The sequence below is a fragment of the Polynucleobacter necessarius genome (assembly GCF_900095195.1).
GTDB classification, from domain to species: domain Bacteria; phylum Pseudomonadota; class Gammaproteobacteria; order Burkholderiales; family Burkholderiaceae; genus Polynucleobacter; species Polynucleobacter necessarius_G.
Window position 1 is genome coordinate 497,945 of sequence record NZ_LT606950.1, and the last position, 19,926, is coordinate 517,870.

The 19,926-nt window shown below is 48.3% G+C and carries 13 protein-coding genes and 2 pseudogenes; 14 read left to right on the plus strand and 1 reads right to left on the minus strand.

Going from position 1 to position 19,926, the window contains the following annotated elements; genetic code table 11:
• The first annotated feature begins 9 nt into the window (after positions 1-9).
• The 5 genes from BQ1619_RS02810 to BQ1619_RS02830 all read left to right on the plus strand — a co-directional run bounded on the left by BQ1619_RS02810 (position 10) and on the right by BQ1619_RS02830 (position 6,383).
• Entirely contained in the window at positions 10-1,839 is a 1,830-nt protein-coding gene (locus tag BQ1619_RS02810; protein WP_231968454.1) for an extracellular solute-binding protein, read from the plus strand.
• Positions 1,840-1,850: 11 nt separating this feature from the next.
• A complete protein-coding gene (locus tag BQ1619_RS02815; protein WP_174222090.1) occupies positions 1,851-2,915 on the plus strand; it encodes a microcin C ABC transporter permease YejB in 1,065 nt (354 codons plus the stop codon).
• A complete protein-coding gene (locus tag BQ1619_RS02820; protein WP_114662117.1) occupies positions 2,912-3,937 on the plus strand; it encodes an ABC transporter permease in 1,026 nt (341 codons plus the stop codon). Before BQ1619_RS02815 ends, BQ1619_RS02820 begins: the two co-directional genes overlap by 4 nt.
• Entirely contained in the window at positions 3,934-5,571 is a 1,638-nt protein-coding gene (locus tag BQ1619_RS02825) for an ABC transporter ATP-binding protein (protein ID WP_114662119.1), read from the plus strand. Before BQ1619_RS02820 ends, BQ1619_RS02825 begins: the two co-directional genes overlap by 4 nt.
• A gap of 146 nt (positions 5,572-5,717) precedes the next feature.
• Positions 5,718-6,383 carry a C40 family peptidase gene (locus tag BQ1619_RS02830; RefSeq protein WP_114662121.1) on the plus strand — a complete coding sequence of 222 codons (666 nt, stop codon included), beginning with the start codon at positions 5,718-5,720 and terminating at the stop codon, positions 6,381-6,383.
• Between the two features lie 22 nt (positions 6,384-6,405).
• Here the strand turns inward: BQ1619_RS02830 and BQ1619_RS02835 are convergent.
• Positions 6,406-7,298: pseudogene (locus tag BQ1619_RS02835) on the minus strand (patatin-like phospholipase family protein).
• 189 nt (positions 7,299-7,487) lie between these two features.
• On the opposite strand from BQ1619_RS02835, the gene scpB reads away from it, so the two are divergent.
• From scpB to BQ1619_RS02880, 9 genes and pseudogenes are all read left to right on the plus strand, one after another.
• Positions 7,488-8,186, plus strand: a complete 699-nt coding sequence (gene scpB, locus BQ1619_RS02840) for an SMC-Scp complex subunit ScpB (RefSeq protein WP_231968455.1) — start codon at positions 7,488-7,490, stop codon at positions 8,184-8,186.
• 6 nt (positions 8,187-8,192) lie between these two features.
• Positions 8,193-9,950, plus strand: coding sequence for a pseudouridine synthase (locus BQ1619_RS02845; RefSeq protein ID WP_114662123.1), 1,758 nt, complete (start codon positions 8,193-8,195; stop codon positions 9,948-9,950).
• Between the two features lie 173 nt (positions 9,951-10,123).
• The gene (gene rimP, locus BQ1619_RS02850) at positions 10,124-10,615 is read left to right on the plus strand and encodes a ribosome maturation factor RimP (RefSeq protein ID WP_114663487.1); all 492 of its coding nucleotides are present in this window, start codon (positions 10,124-10,126) and stop codon (positions 10,613-10,615) included.
• Positions 10,612-12,093: a transcription termination factor NusA gene (gene nusA, locus BQ1619_RS02855; protein ID WP_114662125.1), complete on the plus strand. Its 1,482-nt coding sequence runs from the start codon at positions 10,612-10,614 to the stop codon at positions 12,091-12,093. The genes rimP and nusA overlap by 4 nt, the downstream gene beginning before the upstream one ends.
• 13 nt (positions 12,094-12,106) lie before the next feature.
• A complete protein-coding gene (gene infB / locus BQ1619_RS02860) occupies positions 12,107-14,860 on the plus strand; it encodes a translation initiation factor IF-2 (RefSeq protein WP_114662127.1) in 2,754 nt (917 codons plus the stop codon).
• A gap of 10 nt (positions 14,861-14,870) precedes the next feature.
• Positions 14,871-15,236 carry a 30S ribosome-binding factor RbfA gene (gene rbfA / locus BQ1619_RS02865; RefSeq protein ID WP_114662171.1) on the plus strand — a complete coding sequence of 122 codons (366 nt, stop codon included), beginning with the start codon at positions 14,871-14,873 and terminating at the stop codon, positions 15,234-15,236.
• A gap of 3 nt (positions 15,237-15,239) precedes the next feature.
• Positions 15,240-15,749: a pseudouridine synthase family protein gene (locus BQ1619_RS02870; protein WP_231968456.1), complete on the plus strand. Its 510-nt coding sequence runs from the start codon at positions 15,240-15,242 to the stop codon at positions 15,747-15,749.
• 49 nt (positions 15,750-15,798) lie between these two features.
• Positions 15,799-17,616, plus strand: a complete 1,818-nt coding sequence (gene typA, locus BQ1619_RS02875) for a translational GTPase TypA (protein WP_114662173.1) — start codon at positions 15,799-15,801, stop codon at positions 17,614-17,616.
• An 82-nt stretch (positions 17,617-17,698) separates the two neighbouring features.
• Positions 17,699-19,917: pseudogene (locus BQ1619_RS02880) on the plus strand (Tex family protein); the annotation flags it as partial.
• Positions 19,918-19,926 lie beyond the last annotated feature (9 nt).

Below are 19,926 nucleotides of genomic sequence, written 5' to 3' on the forward strand. Positions count from 1 at the left end.
GCCCGCTTAATGCTTTTAACCCTCTTGATGGGGGTGGGTTGCCACTCAGTATTGGCCAGCCAAGGGATCGCGCAGTACGGTAAGCCAAAGTATCCCGAGGGATTTGCTCACTTTGACTATGTCAATCCCAATGCACCCAAGGGTGGCACCTTGGTTCTTCCTAACCCAGGGCAACGTACGAGTTTCGATAAATTCAATCCCTTTACCTTGCGCGGCATTTCTGCGCCGGGAATTGATTTGATGTTTGAGTCTTTAGCTGAAGGAAGTGCAGATGAAACCTCGAGCGTCTATGGATTACTTGCTGACAATATTGAAGTAGCAAAGGATCGTCGGTCTGTGACGTTTCATATTCGAAATGAAGCGAAGTTTTCTGATGGCAGTCCAGTGTTGGCTGCTGATGTGAAAGACAGTTTTGACATGTTGATGAGTGGCAAAGCGCATCCACGTTACAAAACGACTTTTGCCGACATTGCAGCGGCGGTGATTGTGTCCGACCGGGTGGTGCGCTTTGAATTTAAGAGTGATAACTCGGAGCTGCCTATTCTGGCAGGAACGTTGCCGATCTTTTCGCGGAATTGGGGTAAGAAGCCTGATGGGACGATGATTCCATTTGACAAAATGGCCTTTGAGCAGCCGATCGGAAGTGGCCCATACTTGATTGAGTCATTTAAAGCTGGAAAGTCTATAACGTATAAAAAGAATCCACAGTACTGGGCTAATCAACTCAGCAAACCCTTAAACATCCGAGTTGGTTTCTATAACTTTGATCGGGTGCTCTATAAGCTCTACAGCGATGATGCGATTCGATTAGAGGCATTTAAAGCAGGAGAGTTTGATGCACTCGTCGAGTACCGCGCCAAGATTTGGGCGAAAGGCTATGTTGGTCCTAAGTTTGATAATGGCACGCTATTAAAGAAAGCATTTTTGAATTACAATGGCGCAGGCATGCAAGGTTTTGCGATGAATGTGCGCAAACCGCTTTTTCAGGATGCACGAGTTCGACAAGCATTGGGTTTAGCACTGGACTTTGAGTGGCTAAATCGGCAAATCTTTTTTGATCAGTATGGCCGTATCAATAGCTTTTTTACGAATAGCGATTTGAGTGCGAATTTTGATGGTCCGCGTAAACCAACCGAAGCAGAATTGAAGTTACTTAGACCGCTTAAAGCAAAGTACCCACAGTGGGTTCCCGATGCGGTATTTGGCCCGATGCCTGCGCCGCCCTCAACGAAACCACCAGGAAGCTTAAGACAGAATTTACGTCAAGCACGCGAACTATTGATGCATGCTGGTTGGCAATATCGGGATGGTGCATTACGCAATGAAAAGGGTGAGCCCTTCCGAATTGAAATGGTGGAGAACGGCGGATTCTTTCTCCGAGTCCTATCGGCGTATGGACGTAACCTCGAAAAGCTGGGCATTCAGTTGGATATTCGTACGAGTGACTTTGCTTTGTATCAAAAACGCATGAACGAATACGATTTTGATATGTCCACGGTGCGCTTTCAAGATTCACAAAACCCTGGTAGCGAGCTATGGGACCGCTTTGGTAGTCAAGCCGCAAAAGAAAAGGGTTCTGACAATGTCATCGGCATTCAATCGCCGGTAGTCGATGCCTTGGTTGAGGAGATTACGAAAGCTCAAAATCGCAATCAATTGCAAACTGCTGCGAGAGCTCTCGATCGTGTGCTATGGAATAGTTATTACGTTGTGCCGCAGTGGTACAACCCCACCCATCGTGTAGCCTTCCGAAAAGAGATGCGCTGCCCAGAGCCACCTTTGTATTACCAAGCGGAATCTTGGATCATGCAGAACTGGTGGAAAGAAGAGGCTAAATAATGCAAGCTCAAATGCGCGCTTATATCATCAAGCGTTTATTGCTGATGATTCCAACGCTACTAGGGGTCTTAACATTAACCTTTGCAGTAGTGCAGTTTGTGCCCGGTGGCCCAGTAGAGCAGATGGTGTTAGAGCTCAAGGGTAAGGGTGATGCTGCCGTCGGTGGTGCCGAATCCTCTGGATCCGGAGCAACCTATCGCGGTCGACAAGGAATCGATGCGCAACGTTTAGAGGAAGTAAAAGCGCTGTATGGCTTTGATAAGCCGCCTCTCGAGCGTTATTTCATGATGCTAGGTCGTTTTGCTACTTTTGATTTGGGGCAAAGTTATTACCAGCATGAAAGTGTCTGGCGTTTAGTGGTCTCTAAATTACCGGTGTCAATCAGTATTGGGTTGTGGGCCTTCTTTATGACGTATTTAGTGTCGATCCCTTTGGGTATTACTAAAGCGGTGCGAGATGGCACCCGCTTCGATGCGGTAACGAGCACGATGATCTTGGTGGGCTACGCTATTCCCGGTTTTGTTTTGGGCGTATTGCTCCTAGTAATTTTTGGCGGAGGAAGTTTTTTACAAATATTCCCACTGCGAGGTTTAACTTCTGATGACTGGAGTGATCTTAGTGTGATGGGTAAGGTCATGGATTACTTATGGCATTTAGTGCTCCCCATTACTGCATCTGTCCTAGGAAGTTTTGCGGTGGTGACGATGCTGACCAAAAACTCATTCTTGGAAGAGATTCGTAAGCAGTATGTGTTAACTGCTCGAGCAAAAGGCCTGACTGAAAAACAAGTGCTGTGGAAGCATGTCTTTCGCAACGCCATGTTGCCCTTGGTTACCGGTTTTCCTGCTGCATTTATTGGTGCGTTCTTTACGGGTTCGCTCTTGGTTGAGACCTTGTTCTCATTAGATGGTCTTGGCTTACTCTCCTACGAATCTGTGATGCGGCGTGACTATCCCGTTGTATTCGGTACCCTTTATTTATTTACCTTGATAGGTTTGTTCACCAAGCTTATTTCGGATTTTTGCTACGTTTATGTCGATCCTCGGATTCGGTTTGGAGCGGGGGGCGGTTCATGAGTCGTTGGCAGCGCTTTCGAAATAATCGTCGTGGCTATGCCAGCCTTTGGATCTTTCTGATTCTGTTTGGCATCTCGTTGTGTGCTGAACTCATTGCAAACGATAAGCCTTTAATTGTTCGCTATGACGGTCATTTTTACTTTCCGATTGTGAAAAATCTTCCAGAGACTGCTTTTGGCGGAGATTTTGCAACCCCGACCGATTTCTTGGATCCCGATATTCGTCGCATCATAACGAGTAATGGCAATTGGGCAATTTATCCACCAATTACGTACAGCTATGAGACCTTAAATTATTTTTCTCAAGTTCCAAATCCAGCGCCACCATCCTGGCAAAACTGGTTAGGCACGGATGATCGTGGGCGGGATGTGCTTTCAAGGCTAATTTATGGCTCTCGCCTCTCGATCTTATTTGGCTTAGCGCTCACCATTGTTGGTGTCACCGTTGGAGTAATTACGGGAGCGCTCATGGGATTCTTTGGCGGTAAGTTTGATTTGATTTCTCAGCGTTTGATTGAGATCTGGTCCGCAATGCCCGAGTTGTATTTATTAATTATCTTTGCATCCATTTTTAATCCCAGTGTTCTTTTGCTGATTGTGTTGTTGGCTGCTTTTGGTTGGATGGGTTTATCGGATTACGTTCGTGCAGAATTCTTTCGTAATCGTGCCCTGGAGTATGTTCGCGCCGCAAGAGCACTTGGCCTCACAAATTTGCAAATCATGTGGTGCCACATTCTGCCCAATAGTTTGACTCCAGTGATTACTTTTTTACCGTTTCGCATGAGCGCGGCGATTTTATCGTTAACGAGTTTGGACTTCTTGGGTTTAGGGGTTCCACCGGGGACGCCGAGTTTGGGAGAATTGCTATCGCAAGGCAAAGGAAATTTAGATGCCTGGTGGATATCCCTTTCCACCTTTATTGTTCTGGTTACAACACTGCTGTTATTAACATTTATGGGTGAAGCTCTGCGTGATGCTTATGACTCCCGTAAGGCAGGCCTGATGAGCGGAGGACGCTCATGAGTTTGCTGCGTTATGAAGATCTTAGTATTTCCTTTGGCGCAGGGAGACGCGAGAAATTTGCCGTCAGTCATTTGAATTTAGAGATTGGGATTGGTGAGCGCGTCGCGCTTGTAGGCGAATCCGGCTCAGGCAAAACCTTAACAGCCTTAGCTCCTTTGAGGTTAGAGCCTGAAGGTGCAAAGGTAGCAGGTAAGATTCTCTGGAGCAAAAAAGAAGGTGATGGTGTCGTCGATTTGCTCTCGTTATCAATCGATGCGATACGTGCGATTCGTGGTCGTGAAATAGCGATGATTTTTCAGGAGCCGATGACGGCACTCAATCCGCTCTTTACGATTGGCAATCAAATTATCGAGGCCGTTCAAATCTATCAGCCCTTGCTATCCAAAGCAGATTGCATTGATGCGGCAATCGATTTACTTAAAAAGACCGGAATCCCTGAACCCGAACGGCGGTTTTATTCCTACCCGCATCAACTATCAGGCGGTCAGCGTCAACGTGCCATGATCGCGATGGCATTGGCGTGTAAGCCGCGTTTATTGATTGCGGATGAGCCAACAACGGCATTGGACGTGAGTCTGCGTTTGCAAATTTTGGATTTGCTTAAAGAATTGCAAGAAGAATCTAAAGAGCATGGCGGCATGGGTATCTTGTTAATTACTCATGACCTGAATTTAGTAAAACACTTTGCGCAACGGGTGGCTGTGTTAAATCAGGGTAACCTGATGGAGGTGGGCTCAACCAAGCAGGTGTTTGAACATCCAACAGATCCATACACAAAAGCATTGGTCAACAGTGAACCTGTGCGGCAACTTGCTCCGGTGATGCCATTGGCTCCCGTGCTATTAAAAACGCAGGCATTATCCGTTGCTTATCCAGGTTCCGAGACAACTTCCTGGTTAAAAAAAGCGCCAGCACATAAAGTGCTGAAAAAAGTAGACTTCCATTTAAAGCAAGGTCAAACCATTGGTGTGATTGGCGAGTCTGGGTCAGGCAAGACTACGCTGGGTATGGCAGTGCTCGGCCTATTGGGCGATACTGCGGCGCAGGTAACGGGCGATGTTGATGTGCTGGGCAAAGATTGGCAATTACTTAAGCCGGCTGAACGTCGCGCGATGCGCTCTAGTTTGCAGGTGATCTTTCAGGATCCGTTTGGATCCCTATCGCCGCGCATGAATGTGTTGCAAATTATTGCTGAGGGGCTTGATATACATTACCCAAATCTTTCAGCAACTGAACGAGAAACGCGTGTCGTCGATATGCTGAAAGAGGTCGGTTTAGATCACTCAGTATTAACGCGTTATCCCCATGAGTTCTCGGGTGGTCAACGTCAGCGTATTGCCATCGCACGCGCTTTAATTTTGCGCCCCCAGATTTTGGTGCTGGATGAACCTACCTCAGCATTGGATGTTTCTATTCAGAAACAAGTACTCGCTCTGTTGTCGGAATTGCGGAAGAAGTACAACTTGGCGTACCTGATGATTAGTCATGACCTGGCTGTCATTCGAGCCATGTCGCATGAAATCATGGTTCTCAAAGAAGGCAGGGTCGTTGAGTTTGGCGATACCGAAACCCTGATCAAGCACCCCAAGCAGATCTATACCAAAGAGTTGTTTGCGGCGGCCGAGCGTTCTTAGGGGTCGAAAATACCCTCGAAGTGGGCCTATTTTGGTGCATTGGGAGGGGTTCTCTGCGTTTTTTATAAGAAAAATGCTTATTAAACAGAGACTTATGATTGATCGAGGGTCTTGGTAAAGATCGGGTTCTTTGTTAAACTGGATCGATGTCACTGAAAAAGACACTCCTTTTTTCGATCCTGGGTCTATCTCTCGGTCTTACGGTCTCGTTGCCAACGCTGGCTGCGGATGCCGTCTCCCCTGCTAATGAGGCGACTACACCGTCTGCCGAGGCAATAGTTCCTAAAGAAAGTATGTTCCAGGCGGGGAGGGCGTACATCGCTCGTGTATCCGATCGGTTGGCGGATACCGTGACGGAAAAATCCGACGAGTTGATTAATCGCGCCATGGAAGTGATTGGCGTGCGCTATCGCTGGGATGCTGAATTGCCGCAGTCAGGTTTAGATGGCAGCAGCTTCGTTGGTTATGTGTTCAAAGATAAATTGGGTTTTTTATTGCCACGCAAATCTACACAAATGAGTCGTGTTGGCAAACCGATTAGTCGCGAAGAACTGCAACCAGGCGACCTCGTTTTCTTTAACACCATGCGCTTAACGTTTTCACACGTTGGCATTTATGTCGGTGACAATAAATTTATACATTCACCATCCAAGGGAACTGCTGTCCGCGTCGATGATCTTGGAAGCTTGTATTGGGATAAACGCTTTGATGGCGCCCGTCGCCTCGATGGCAGTGACAACTTAGATGATGCAGAGCGTCAAGAGTTGTTAAACGAGGTGAAGAACCTCAAGCGCAAGTCTCATAGCCTTTAAGCTACGGCCTACAGGCCTGTTATCACAAGCCTTTCAGGCTCTCTTTAATTAGCGCCATCTGCTCTTGAGTGGCAACTTCTCCCGCTAAGATAGCGGCGTTTCTGGATTTGAAATCGCCGCTGCTCATTTGTTTTAGCTGTGGCTGAATCACGATATCCGCACTCTTCAATTCGAATTGATTAATACTGCGTTGCATGATGGAGATGGTTTGCTGTAGCACTCCGAAGGTACCACTTGCATCTTGATGAACAGGCTCAGAAGAAATATTGACAGCGATGACTAAAGTAGCGCCCATCTGTCGCGCATAACTGACTGGTATAGGGGTTACTAAACCACCGTCGACATATTCTTTGCCTGCGATGACGGTCGGTTGAAAAACACCGGGCACGCTACATGAGGCTCTTACTGCTTGACCGGTATTGCCTGTACGAAAGAGTACCCCCTTGCCGGACTGCAATTCAGTAGCAACAATTCCGAGAGGAATGCGCATTTGCTCAATCGTTTTATTTTGTACCTCGCGGTTCACCATATTTTGCAGTGCGTCGCCCTTAATGAGTCCGCCAAACCGTCCAGCAAAAGGTAGACCCCAGTCTGCAATCGTGGCTTCATCTAAATTGAGAGCAAGACGATTCAGATCATTGCCCGTCGCACCCGAGGCGAGGAGGGCAGCGATCACGCTACCTGCACTGCTGCCAACCACATATCGGGGCGAATACCTTGCGCCTCCAGGGCTTTAATTACCCCAACATGAGCAAATCCACGAGCGGCCCCCGCCCCTAGGACGAGTCCAACTACCGGTTTTTTGCTTCCGACCAGGCTGCAAGAGCTCAGGCCACCAGCGCAAAGGAGGGCGCCAAGGCCCATTAGATTGCGCCGCTGAAGCGAGACTGGGGGTTTTGATGAATTCTTGTGCATGTGGCTATTGTATTGAGCCTACCTTATAATGGCTCGACGGTGAACGAAAAGGACTTCGTTGCAGCGCAGGCATATTCCATAACTAGAGATGATGAGACGGATTGCCTGTAGTCGCTAGAGAACACCAAAACCCATTACGGAAATACATTTTTAATTCTTCTCAGGACTATTCCTGAAAGCCCGACTTTTATGGATGATCACAACAAGCGCGTTATTGAAACAGCCCTCCTGTGTGCACAGGAGCCACTTACTGTTGCTGACTTATCCCGTCTGTTTGTTGAAGACATTACAACAGCCGACATCGATGAGGCATTGGTCGAGTTGCAGCGTGCTTGGGATGATAAAGGGATGGAGCTCGTTCACATTGCAACGGGTTGGCGTTTTCAAAGCCGCCTATCGATGCGGGAATACCTCGATCGGTTAACCCCAGAAAAGCCACCGAAGTACTCGCGTGCAGTGATGGAAACATTAGCCATCATTGCTTACCGCCAGCCAGTAACGCGTGGTGAGATCGAAGAGATCCGTGGTGTTGCTGTGAGTAGTAACGTCATGAAGCAATTAGAAGATCGTGGTTGGGTTGAGGTAATTGGTCATAAAGATACGATTGGTCGTCCCGGTTTGTATGCCACCACCAAACAGTTTTTAGCTGACCTCAGTTTGACTAACTTGCAAAGCCTCCCCATCTTGGGGGGATGCTGCTCCTATGGCAGCCGCAGAACAGTTGGGTCAAGCAGTGTTGAATTTGATCCAACGGCTACGGTCGAGACAGTTGTTGTTGAAGGTGTTGAGCAAACCACCACAGAAGAAGTGGCGGTAGAAGTAATCGAAGAAATCGCTGAGGCAGAAGTAACCCCCGAGTCTGACGGGCAAGCAGACGAAACAAAATAACGATTAATGACAAGTTCTAACGAAAACGATTCCATTCCAGCAGCACCAGTAGTCACACTGTCTCATACCGATTCCAGTTTTGCCCATGTTGAGGGATCTCAGGGTGGCGGTGAGGGTGGTGAGCGTACGCTCCGCGAAGATCGTGGGTCGCGTCATCCTCGGCGCGCGGGAACGGGCAAGCACCCCTTTAACAAAAAGCGTCCGTTCAATAAAGATAAGCCACGCCGTGAAGGTGGCAGTGCGAACGGTCCACGTGAAGGCGGTAATCATTTAGCAAAGCTAGACCCAAATCCTGCAGACGTTGAAGCGTTATTTGCTTCCGTTGTCTCTGGCGAGTTTGATGCAGCCCTCGATGCCCCAGAAGTATTGGAGATTAAAAATCCTGACGGCTTAAATGAAGCGGAGATCTCGCACCAAACGGGAGCGGAGCGTCGAGCGCAGCGCGCACAACGCTCTCGTGAAGACGAAGATCCTGATGCGCCGACGGAAGCTGAGATGAGTAGCTTGCAGTTTGCCAACATTGATGAGTTGCCTCTGAGTTTGCGTGATGAAGTTTGGTCTGATTTAGATGGCCTAGACGATGATGCGGATGATGAAGATACCGTCAAGCTCCATAAAGTATTGGCTGATGCGGGGATGGGTTCGCGTCGCGATATGGAGGACTTGATTGTCCAAGGTCGTGTGTCTGTTAATGGATTACCAGCGCATATTGGTCAACGCATTGGACCAACTGATCAGGTTCGTATTAATGGCAAACCAGCGTATCGCAAGATACAGACAAAACCACCACGTGTGATTTTGTATCACAAGCCGGCCGGTGAAATTGTCAGCCAATCCGATCCAGATGGTCGTCCAACGGTGTTTGATCGTTTGCCAAAACCACGTCAAGGTCGATGGATTGCGGTGGGTCGTTTGGACTTTAATACAGAAGGCTTATTGTTATTCACCACTTCAGGTGAATTAGCAAATCGATTAATGCATCCACGCTATGGTGTTGAGCGTGAGTATGCAGTCCGTATTTTGGGTGAGCTGAGTCAGGACAACACTGCGCAACTCAAGAGCGGCATCAAACTGGATGATGGGCAAGCACGCTTCTTGCGTTTAGCCATGGGTGGTGGCGATGGTGCAAACCGTTGGTACCACGTTGCGTTAACTGAAGGCCGCAACCGCGAAGTGCGTCGTATGTTTGAAGCGGTAGGGCATACCGTTTCCCGGTTGATTCGGACACGCTATGGTATGTTCATACTACCTCCCCGTTTACGACGCGGTAAGTGGGAAGAGGTTTCTCCAGAGGGCGTAGCAAGTCTGATGAAGTCTGCTGGGTTGAAAGTACCCCAGCCTCAAGATAAGAATCGCAATCCCAACGCAAATGGTCAGAATCGACATGCGGCAAGCGGCGATTTCCAGCCTGATCCGATGCAGACTTCTGTTTCCTATTGGGGTTCGCGCGACGCTCTAACCTTGGCAAGCGGTCATCACGGCATGACGCATCAAGGTAAAAATGGCAAGCCTGGCGGAGGGTCTGGAGATGGGCGCGGTCCATTCCGCGGTCGTACCCAAGCCGGTAGGCCAGGCCAAGGCGGTGGGCAAGGTGGAAACGGCCAAAATCGTAATAAAGCCAAAAAAGTCCACCATGGGCAGTCTGCGTTTGTGGCAGGTAATCCGCAAAGTCCTGGAAATGGGCCTAAGAGAAGTGGTACCAAGGGTCGAAAGCCCTTCAATAAGGGCCCCAGAAAGCCTCGAAATCCTGGCGAAAGCTTCTGATTTCTATCAGTTTTCTCTAAAAATCCGCTATAATTTACGTCTTGCAACACAAACCTGTTGCAAGTGTTGTTACCGACTGATGTTGCGATCAACGTAAGTCGGCCTGTTCTGAATTTCGAGAATATGGGCTTTGAAGCCCATTTTTTTTTGCCGTTTTAGATTGAAGGGTGGTTGTGAGGGATCAGAAGATCATTGCTGCAGAGTTGGAAAACTTAGGCTACACGCTAGTAGATATTGAGCGTGAAGCTGGGGGGTTGCTGCGCGTCACAATTGAGAACCCAGATTATGAGCGTTTGATTACGGTGTCAGACTGCGAAAAGATAAGCCATCAATTGAGCTACACCTTGCCTGTAGAAAACATCCCGTATGAGCGCTTGGAGATCTCCTCCCCGGGGTTGGATCGTCCCATTAAAACGGCGATGGATTTTGAACGCTTCGCTGGTATGGAGGTGGATCTGAAATTGCGTGTTGCTGTTGGTAACCGTAAAAATTTTCGTGGTGTGTTGCAAGGTTTGCTGAGTGGTGGAGTGGATTCACCCGATGCGAAATTTGGTTTGGTGTTCGAGGCGGCGGATGGTCAGCCGTCTCAATTGGAGTTTTCTTTAGCCGAGGTCGATAAGACTCGGTTGGTCCCTGTTATTGATTTCAAAGGAAGAAAGTCATGAGCCGAGAAGTTCTCATGTTGGCAGACGCGTTAGCGCGTGAAAAGAACGTTGATCGTGAAATTGTGTTCGAGGCGCTTGAAATGGCGCTGGCATCGGCCACGAAGAAGCGTTATGCAACCGAAGACGTGGATATTCGGGTATCGATCGATCGTGATTCGGGTGAATACGAAACCTTCCGCCGTTGGTTGGTGGTGCCGGATGAAGCGGGCCTCCAAGAGCCGGATAAAGAGATTTTGCAATTTGAGGCAAAAGAGCAACTGTCGGACATCGAAGTCGGGGATTACATCGAAGAACAAATCGAATCATTGGCATTTGGACGTATTGGCGCACAAGCAGCGAAGCAAGTGATCTTGCAACGTATTCGCGATGCTGAGCGTGAGCAAATCTTGAACGATTATCTTGAGCGTGGCGAAAAAGTTATGACTGGTACAGTCAAACGCGCCGATAAGAATAGTTTGATTATTGAATCTGGACGCGTGGAAGCATTATTGCGTCGCGATCAAATGATTCCAAAAGAGAACTTGCGTTCAGGCGATCGTGTACGTGCCTATATTTTGAAAGTAGATCGTGAAGCTCGCGGCCCACAAATCGAACTGTCCCGCACTTGCCCAGAATTTTTAATCAAGTTGTTTGAGAATGAAGTTCCAGAGATGGAGCAGGGTTTGCTGGAGATCAAGGGTGCTGCTCGTGATCCTGGTATTCGCGCAAAAATTGCCGTGATTACTTACGACAAGCGTATTGACCCAATTGGTACTTGTGTTGGCGTTCGCGGTACACGCGTTACAGCAGTGCGTAACGAAGTAGCTGGCGAGGCAGTCGACATCGTATTGTGGTCTGAAGATCCAGCGCAATTTGTAATTGGTGCATTAGCTCCTGCACAGGTTTCCTCTATCATCATTGATGAGGAGCGCCATGCTATGGATGTGGTGGTTGATGAAGAAAGCTTGGCGATTGCCATTGGCCGCAGTGGACAAAACGTCCGTTTGGCAAGTGATTTGACCGGCTGGCAAATTAACATCATGACTCCAGAAGAGTCTGCTGAGAAAACCGAAAAAGAGGCTTCCTCCGTGCGTCAATTGTTCATGGATAAATTGGACGTTGACCAAGAAGTTGCCGATATCTTGATTGAAGAAGGCTTCAATACATTGGAAGAAGTGGCCTATGTGCCTTTGTCTGAAATGTTGGGGATTGATTCATTTGATGAAGACATCGTTAACGAATTACGCACTCGTGCTCGTGATTCCTTGTTGACGATGGAATTGGCAAAAGAAGAGCGCATTGGTGAAGTATCACAAGATTTGCGTTCACTCGAGGGCATGACTACCGAGTTAATTGCGAAGCTTGCTGAAAATCAAGTGCATACCCGTGACGACCTTGCTGAACTGGCTGTTGATGAGCTGGTTGAGGCGACACAAATTGACGAAGAAACTGCGAAAACGCTCATCATGAAAGCGCGCAAACATTGGTTTACTTCATGAGAGGAAGTAGTACATGGTAACAACAACTGTAAAAGTACTCGCTAAGGAACTAAAAAGAACCGCAGCTGACCTCTTGGAGCAATTAAATGCAGCAGGGATCGAAAAAGGTTCTGAGGATGAGAGCATTACTGATAAGGACAAAACAGTCCTGCTTGAGTATTTACAAAAAGCACGTGGCAACGCTGAGGCTGGCGCTCGCAAAAAGATTACTTTAATCAAGCGTGAGAGCTCGGAGATTCGCCAAGCGGACTCTACTGGACGTACGCGCACTGTTCAAGTGGAAGTGCGTAAAAAGCGCGTGCTGGTAAAAGCGGGAGATAAGTCACCTGAGGCTGCTGTCAATACTCCTGCTGCAACCATGCCTGCTGCACCTGCTAAACCCATTCTGTCTGAAGAAGAGTTAGAAAAACGCACTGCTGAAGCAACACGTCAGGCTGAACTCTTGGCGCGCCAAGAAGCGGAAATGAAAGTCGCTGAAGACGCACGTCAGAAGGAAGTAGTTGCGCCAGCAGAGAATGAAGCGAAGCAGGCTGATGAGGCCCCTGATGCGGTTGCAGCTGCAGCTGAGAAAAAAGCCAAAGCGGATAAAGCGGCAAAAGAGCTCGTTGCTGCCAAAGAGAAAGAATTAGCCGATTTGCGTGCGCGTCGCGCTGCTGCTGAAGCAGAGGCATTAGCGATTCGCGACATGATGAGTGCTCCAGCGCGAGTACTTAAGGCGCCAAGCGGAGTGGCTGCAGAAGAGGCGAAAAAGGGAACCTTGCATAAGCCAACCAAGGCGGAGGGTTCGGAAGATAAGAAGAGGCCAGCAAAAGTTGGCGGTAAGACAATTAAATCTTCCGAAACATCGTCTACATGGCAAAAAGATGGCATTAAGAAGTCTGGCGGCCTGAAGACCCGTGGCGATACCTCTGGTGGTGTTGGCGGTTGGCGAACAGGTGGTGGACGTAAAAAACAACGTCAAGTTGCTGAAGCGAATATTGATACAAACTTCCAAGTGCCGACGGAGCCAATTGTTCGCGATGTGCATGTACCGGAGACGATTACTGTTGCTGAGCTTGCACACTCTATGGCGGTGAAAAGCGCTGAAGTCATTAAGTTGTTGATGGGCATGGGCCAAATGGTTACCATCAACCAAGTGCTTGATCAAGATACTGCGATGATCATCGTTGAAGAGATGGGCCATCGTGCCCATGCTGCCAAACTGGATGATCCTGATTTAGATTTAGCAGCCGATGGTCATGATGCAGAGTTATTGCCTCGTCCACCCGTCGTCACCGTGATGGGCCACGTCGACCATGGTAAGACTTCGTTGCTCGATAAGATTCGTGTCGCTAAAGTGGCATCTGGTGAGGCTGGTGGCATTACTCAGCATATCGGCGCATATCACGTAGAAACACCGCGTGGCATGATTACATTCTTAGATACCCCTGGTCACGAGGCCTTTACGGCAATGCGTGCGCGTGGTGCTAAGGCAACTGATATTGTGATCTTGGTTGTTGCAGCAGATGACGGCGTGATGCCGCAAACCAAAGAAGCGATTCACCATGCGATTGCGGGTGGCGTACCTTTGGTTGTGGCAATCAACAAAATCGATAAGCCTGAAGCAAACTCAGAGCTGGTCAAGACCGAATTGGTTGCTGAGCAAGTGGTGCCAGAAGAATACGGTGGCGATGTGCCTTTTATTCCGGTCTCCGCAAAGACTGGCGAAGGCATTGATGCGTTACTCGAGAACGTACTCTTGCAAGCGGAAATCTTAGAGCTCAAAGCTCCGCAAGAGGCGCCTGCTCAAGGATTGGTAATCGAAGCCCGTTTGGATAAAGGTAAGGGTGCGGTTGCTACCGTTCTCGTCCAATCGGGAACTCTGAAACGTGGCGACATGCTCTTGGCTGGCTCAACCTTTGGCCGTGTTCGTGCGATGTTGGACGAAAACGGTAAGCCATGTAATGAAGCTGGACCATCAATTCCGGTTGAGATTCAAGGTTTGGCAGGGGTGCCCGCTGCTGGCGAGTCTGTGCAAGTAGTAGCCGACGAGCGTAAAGCGCGCGAGATTGCACTATTCCGTCAAGGCAAGTTCCACGACGTGAAGTTGGCTAAGCAACAGGCTGTCAAACTGGAAACCATGATGGAAAACATGGGTGAGGGTGCGATTGAAGCCAAGTTATTGCCATTGATCATTAAGGCGGACGTACAAGGCTCTCAGGAAGCATTGTCACAATCGCTGTTGAAGCTTTCGACACCCGAGGTGAAGGTGCAAATCGTTCATGCTGCTGTTGGCGGTATTACCGAAACTGATGTCAATTTAGCAGTCGCTTCGAAAGCCGTCATTATTGGCTTTAACTCCCATGCGGATGCTGCAGCACGCAAGCTAGCAGAGAACAATGGAGTGGATATTCGTTATCACAACATTATTTATGATGCTGTTGATGAAGTGAAGCTTGCATTAAGTGGCATGTTGACTCCAGATAAGAAAGAAGAGATCACTGGCTTGGTGGAAATTCGTCAAGTCTTCTTGGTTTCTAAGGTTGGTGCAATTGCGGGTTGCTTGGTCGTTGACGGTATCGTGAAACGCACCTCAAGCGTTCGCCTCTTGCGTGACAACGTGGTGATCTGGTCCGGTGAGCTCGATTCGCTTAAACGCTTTAAAGACGACGCAAAAGAAGTTCGTGCCGGCGTTGAATGTGGCTTGTCATTAAAAGGCTACAACGACATTAAAGAAGGTGATCAACTCGAAGTGTTCGAAGTAACGGAAGTTGCTCGTTCTCTTTAATAGACTAACCATGCATAAATCCAGTCCGCATCGTAACCAGCGTCTTGCTGATCAAATTCAGCGAGACCTGGCCGAGCTCATTCCGCGTGAGTTACGTAGCCCGAGTTTGGGCTTGATTACGTTGCAAAGTATTGAGCTCTCTCCAGACTTAGCTCATGCAAAAGTATTTTTTACGGTATTGGGCGCAGAGCCTGAGCAAGCACAAAAAGCGCTGCAAGAAAAAGCAGGCTACCTACATTCCTTGTTGTTTAAGCGTTTGCATATTCATGCTGTACCAACCCTACATTTTCACTATGACAACTCGGTAGAGCATGGCATAGAGATGTCTCGATTGATTGATCAAGCGCTGGAGAGCGATCAATCAGAGAAAAAATAATTCATGTCCACACGTATCGACGGAGTAGTGTTGCTGGATAAGCCTGCCGGGATGAGTTCTCAAGGTGCGGTAACGGCGGTTAAGCGCGCATTTAACGCAGAGAAGGCCGGGGTAGCGCAAGTTAAGTTTGGTTCTCGTACCGATACTGGCGATGCTGAAGGCAACGTCATTGAAGAGTTACCGTTGCCATTTTTTGAAAATGAATCAGCACTGCAAACTGCACTAGATGCAGTACTTTCCAAATTTTCAGGTGCCATTACACAAGTGCCGCCAATGTATTCGGCGTTAGAGCGCGATGGTAAGCCTCTGTATGAATACGCTAGAGCGGGTGTGGAATTAGAGCGCACCCCTCGTGAGATCACTTTTCATAAAATTCGTTGGACTAATGTCCGGTGTCCGCAAGCTACCCTAGAGGTAAGCTGCAGTAAAAGTACGTATATTCGGGTTTTGGCTGAGGATATTGGCAATACTGGGGTATTGCACCCAAAGAGACTAATCTCGCAGCCTCATTAGGCACTCATGAATTCATCTTTTTATTTATCTTTAACTGTAGAAGCTTCAAATGACTAAATGCGCACTTCGTAATATCGCCATCATCGCTCACGTTGACCATGGCAAAACTACTCTCGTTGACCAACTTTTGCGTCAATCCGGTACCTTCCGCTCCAATGAGAAAGTAGCTGAACGTGTGATGGATTCAAGCGATCTTGAAAAAGAGCGTGGTATCACCATTTTGTCTAAAAACTGCTCGGTGGAATATGACGGTACTCATATCAATATCATTGATACGCCAGGACACGCGGACTTCGGCGGCGAAGTAGAGCGTGTTCTATCGATGGTCGATGGTGTTTTACTGCTTGTGGATGCGGTTGAAGGCCCTATGCCACAAACCCGATTTGTAACTAAGAAAGCCTTGGCCTTAGGGCTAAAGCCAATCGTGGTGATCAATAAGGTAGACCGTTCTGGTGCACGTACAGATTACGTTATCAATGCGACATTTGAGTTATTTGATAAGTTAGGCGCTACGGAAGAGCAGTTAGATTTCCCGGTTGTGTATGCATCGGGTTTGAACGGTTATGCGGGCTTAACAGATGATGTGCGTGAAGGCGATATGCGTCCATTATTTGATGCAGTGCTGAAGCATGTTCCAGTGCGCGACGACAATCCAGATGGTCCATTGCAGTTGCAAATTACCTCGATTGAATACAGCACCTATGTTGGCAAGATCGGTGTAGGCCGCGTCAATCGCGGTACGGTCAAGCCTGGCATGGATGTGGTCTTTATGGATGGCCCCGAAGATCAGCAGCGCAAAGGACGCATTAACCAAGTATTAAAGTTCCGCGGCTTAGAGCGTGAGTTGGTTGATGAAGCGCAAGCGGGCGACATCGTGTTGGTCAACGGTATTGAGGATTTGGCGATTGGTACCACCATCTGCGCCCCTGATGTTCCAGAGGCGTTGCCAATGCTCAAAATTGATGAGCCAACCCTCACCATGAACTTTATGGTTAATACCAGCCCCTTGGCTGGTCGTGAAGGTAAGTTTGTGACGAGCCGTCAGATTCGTGAGCGCTTAGACCGCGAACTCAAATCCAATATGGCCTTGCGTGTGAAGGATACAGACGATGACACTGTATTTGAAGTATCTGGTCGCGGTGAATTGCACCTCACCATCCTGGTAGAAACCATGCGTCGCGAGGGTTACGAGCTCGCGGTTTCGCGTCCACGCGTAGTGTTCCATGAAGAGAATGGCGTGAAGATGGAGCCATACGAGAACTTAACAGTTGACGTCGAAGATACTACCCAAGGTGCAGTGATGGAAGACTTGGGTAAGCGCAAAGGCGAGTTGCTCGATATGGTCAGTGACGGTAAGGGCCGTACCCGTCTCGAATATCGCATACCAGCGCGTGGTTTGATCGGTTTCCAAGGCGATTTCATGACCATGACACGTGGCAACGGTTTGGTGAGTCACACGTTTGATTCCTATGCGCCAGCAAAAGAAGGTATTTTGGGCGAGCGTCACAATGGTGTATTGATCAGTCAGGATGATGGTGATGCGGTTGCATATGCATTATGGAAGTTGCAAGATCGTGGTCGTATGTTTGTGAGTCCTGGAGATCCCTTATATGAGGGCATGGTGATCGGTATTCATAGTCGTGACAACGATTTGGTGGTAAATCCTATTAAAGGTAAACAGCTTACTAACGTGCGCGCATCGGGTACCGATGAAGCTGTGCGCCTAGTGCCGCCTATCGCTCTCAATCTTGAATACGCTGTAGAGTTCATTGACGATGATGAGTTAGTTGAAGTAACGCCGAAGAGCATTCGTATTCGCAAGCGTTACCTTAAGGAGCATGAGCGTAAAAAAGCCTCGCGCGAATAAGCAATCTCAGTATCACTACAAAAGTCACCTGCGGGTGGCTTTTGTTCTTCATTGTTTTCAAGATTCTAAAAATTCTAAATACGCAACAGTCCCTTTTATTGCTCGCTATCGTAAAGAGGCAACTGGAGGGTTGGACGATGCTCAATTGCGTTTATTAGAAGAGCGTTTGGGATATCTGCGAGAGCTAGAAGAGTGACGCAAAACCATCGTGGCCTCGATTGAAGAGCAGGGCAAGATGACGCCTGAGTTGCTCAAAGCCATCATGATGGCGAAAGATAAAATGCGTTTAGAAGATCTCTACTTATCTTATAAACTAAGCGGAGAACCAAAGCGCAGATCGCCTTAGGGGCGGGTCTAGAGCCTCTGGCAAATGATTTATTGGCCAACCCAAATCTAGATCCCGAAATAGAAGCAGCGAAATATACTAAAGAGGCTTTTAAAACCGAGCAGGGCGATAATCCCGGAGTGCTAGATACTAAGGCCGCACTAAAGGGTGCTCGCCAAATATTGATGGGGCGATTTGCAGAGGATGCGGGTTTAGTTCAATCCTTGCGAAGCTATTTACAAGATCATGGTGTAGTTGAATCTAAAGTGATCGCAGGCAAAGAGCACGAGGGCGAGAAGTTTGCCGATTATTTTGACTACTCTGAGCCTATCAAAGCCGTTCCATCTCATCGTGCGTTAGCATTGTTTCGGGGTCGGCGTGAGCAGATATTAATGGTGAGTCTGCGCCTCGATAGCGAGGAAGAAAAGCCAAAATGGGATTCGCCACACAATCCATGTGAGCAGCGGATAGCCAATCATTTCAAAATTAAAAATGAGGGTCGAGCGGATCCATGGTTAGCCGATACGGTTCGTTGGACGTGGCGTATTACAGCGCTGCGTGAACGGGCGGAGACTGAGGCGATTAACGTCTTTGCTCGTAACTTGAAGGACTTGTTATTGGCTGCTCCTGCCGGGCCTCGGGTTACTATTGGCTTAGATACCGGGATGCGAACTGGCGTGAAGGTTGCGGTTGTGGACGAGACTGGTAAGGTCGTTGATACCGATGTGATATACCCACATCAACCTAAAAATGACTGGACTGGCTCACTAATGACCCTGGCTAAGTTAGCCGAGAAGCATAAAGCAACGTTAATTTCGATTGGAAATCGTATGGCCTCAAGAGAAACGGATAAGTTGGCGCAAGATTTAATCAAGGCCAAACCTGAGCTTGGTCTTACCAAGATTGTGGTTTCGGAAGCGGGGGCTTCGGTATATTCTGCCTCTGAGTACGCATCAAAAGAATTGCCTGGAATGGATGTGTCGTTGCGTGGTGCGGTCTCTATTGCTCGCAGACTGCAAGATCCACTTGCCGAGCTTGTCAAAATTGATCCAAAGTCGATTGGTGTTGGCCAATACCGGCGCGATGTTATGCAAACCCAGCTCGCAAGAGCATTGGTAGCGGTAGTTGAGGATTGCGTAAATGCGGTTGGCGTTGATGTGAATACTGCCTCAGCCCCGTTATTGGCGAGAGTCTCAGGTTTGAGTTCAACGGTAGCCGAGGGAATCGTTGCCTATCGGGATAGTAAGGGCGCCTTTAAATCTAGATTGGACTTAATGAGCGTGCCGCGTCTTGGAGAGAAGACTTTTGAGCAGGCAGCGGGTTTCTTGCGAATTATGAATGGGCAAGATCCTTTGGATGCATCCGCGGTTCACCCTGAATCCTATCCATTGGCTGAGAAAATCCTGAAAGATATCCAGAAGAATGTCAAAGAAGTCATCGGTGACGCCAATTTACTGCAGTCTTTATCCCCTGAGAAATACGCTAATGGGCAGTTTGGTATCCCAACGGTCACCGATATTTTGAAAGAACTAGAAAAGCCGGGAAGGGATCCACGCCCGGAATTTACAACGGCTACTTTTAAAGAGGGCGTCGAAACGATCGGGGATCTGAAGACCGATATGATTTTGGAAGGTGTCGTGACCAACGTTGCCACATTTGGTGCATTCGTGGACATTGAAGTGCATCAAGATGGCCTCGTGCACATCTCGGCCCTATCTAATACCTTTGTTAAAGATCCCCATGCAGTAGTTAAAGCGGGTCAAAAGGTAAGGGTTCTGGAGGTTGATGAGAAGCGCAAACGTATTGCCTTAACCATGCGCTTATCGGATGAGGCTCCTAAGGCGGGAACAAAGCCAGAGCAAAAAATCCAGAACAGACCAAAGCAAAGTGAAATTAAGCGACCTCAAGAAGATCGTAGACAAGCGGCCCCCATGAATAATGCAATGGCGATGGCTTTGGCCAAGCTCAAGAAGTAGTATTTACAG

What these genes read in the sequence shown, in the direction of transcription:
- nusA (WP_114662125.1), top strand. Translation starts at nt 10,612, where the DNA reads ATGAGCCGAGAAGTTCTCATGTTGGCAGACGCGTTAGCGCGTGAAAAG.
- BQ1619_RS02830 (WP_114662121.1), top strand. Translation starts at nt 5,718, where the DNA reads ATGTCACTGAAAAAGACACTCCTTTTTTCGATCCTGGGTCTATCTCTC.
- typA (WP_114662173.1), top strand. Translation starts at nt 15,799, where the DNA reads ATGACTAAATGCGCACTTCGTAATATCGCCATCATCGCTCACGTTGAC.
- infB (WP_114662127.1), top strand. Translation starts at nt 12,107, where the DNA reads ATGGTAACAACAACTGTAAAAGTACTCGCTAAGGAACTAAAAAGAACC.
- rbfA (WP_114662171.1), top strand. Translation starts at nt 14,871, where the DNA reads ATGCATAAATCCAGTCCGCATCGTAACCAGCGTCTTGCTGATCAAATT.
- BQ1619_RS02820 (WP_114662117.1), top strand. Translation starts at nt 2,912, where the DNA reads ATGAGTCGTTGGCAGCGCTTTCGAAATAATCGTCGTGGCTATGCCAGC.
- BQ1619_RS02815 (WP_174222090.1), top strand. Translation starts at nt 1,851, where the DNA reads ATGCGCGCTTATATCATCAAGCGTTTATTGCTGATGATTCCAACGCTA.
- BQ1619_RS02825 (WP_114662119.1), top strand. Translation starts at nt 3,934, where the DNA reads ATGAGTTTGCTGCGTTATGAAGATCTTAGTATTTCCTTTGGCGCAGGG.
- BQ1619_RS02810 (WP_231968454.1), top strand. Translation starts at nt 10, where the DNA reads ATGCTTTTAACCCTCTTGATGGGGGTGGGTTGCCACTCAGTATTGGCC.
- scpB (WP_231968455.1), top strand. Translation starts at nt 7,488, where the DNA reads ATGGATGATCACAACAAGCGCGTTATTGAAACAGCCCTCCTGTGTGCA.
- BQ1619_RS02845 (WP_114662123.1), top strand. Translation starts at nt 8,193, where the DNA reads ATGACAAGTTCTAACGAAAACGATTCCATTCCAGCAGCACCAGTAGTC.
- BQ1619_RS02870 (WP_231968456.1), top strand. Translation starts at nt 15,240, where the DNA reads ATGTCCACACGTATCGACGGAGTAGTGTTGCTGGATAAGCCTGCCGGG.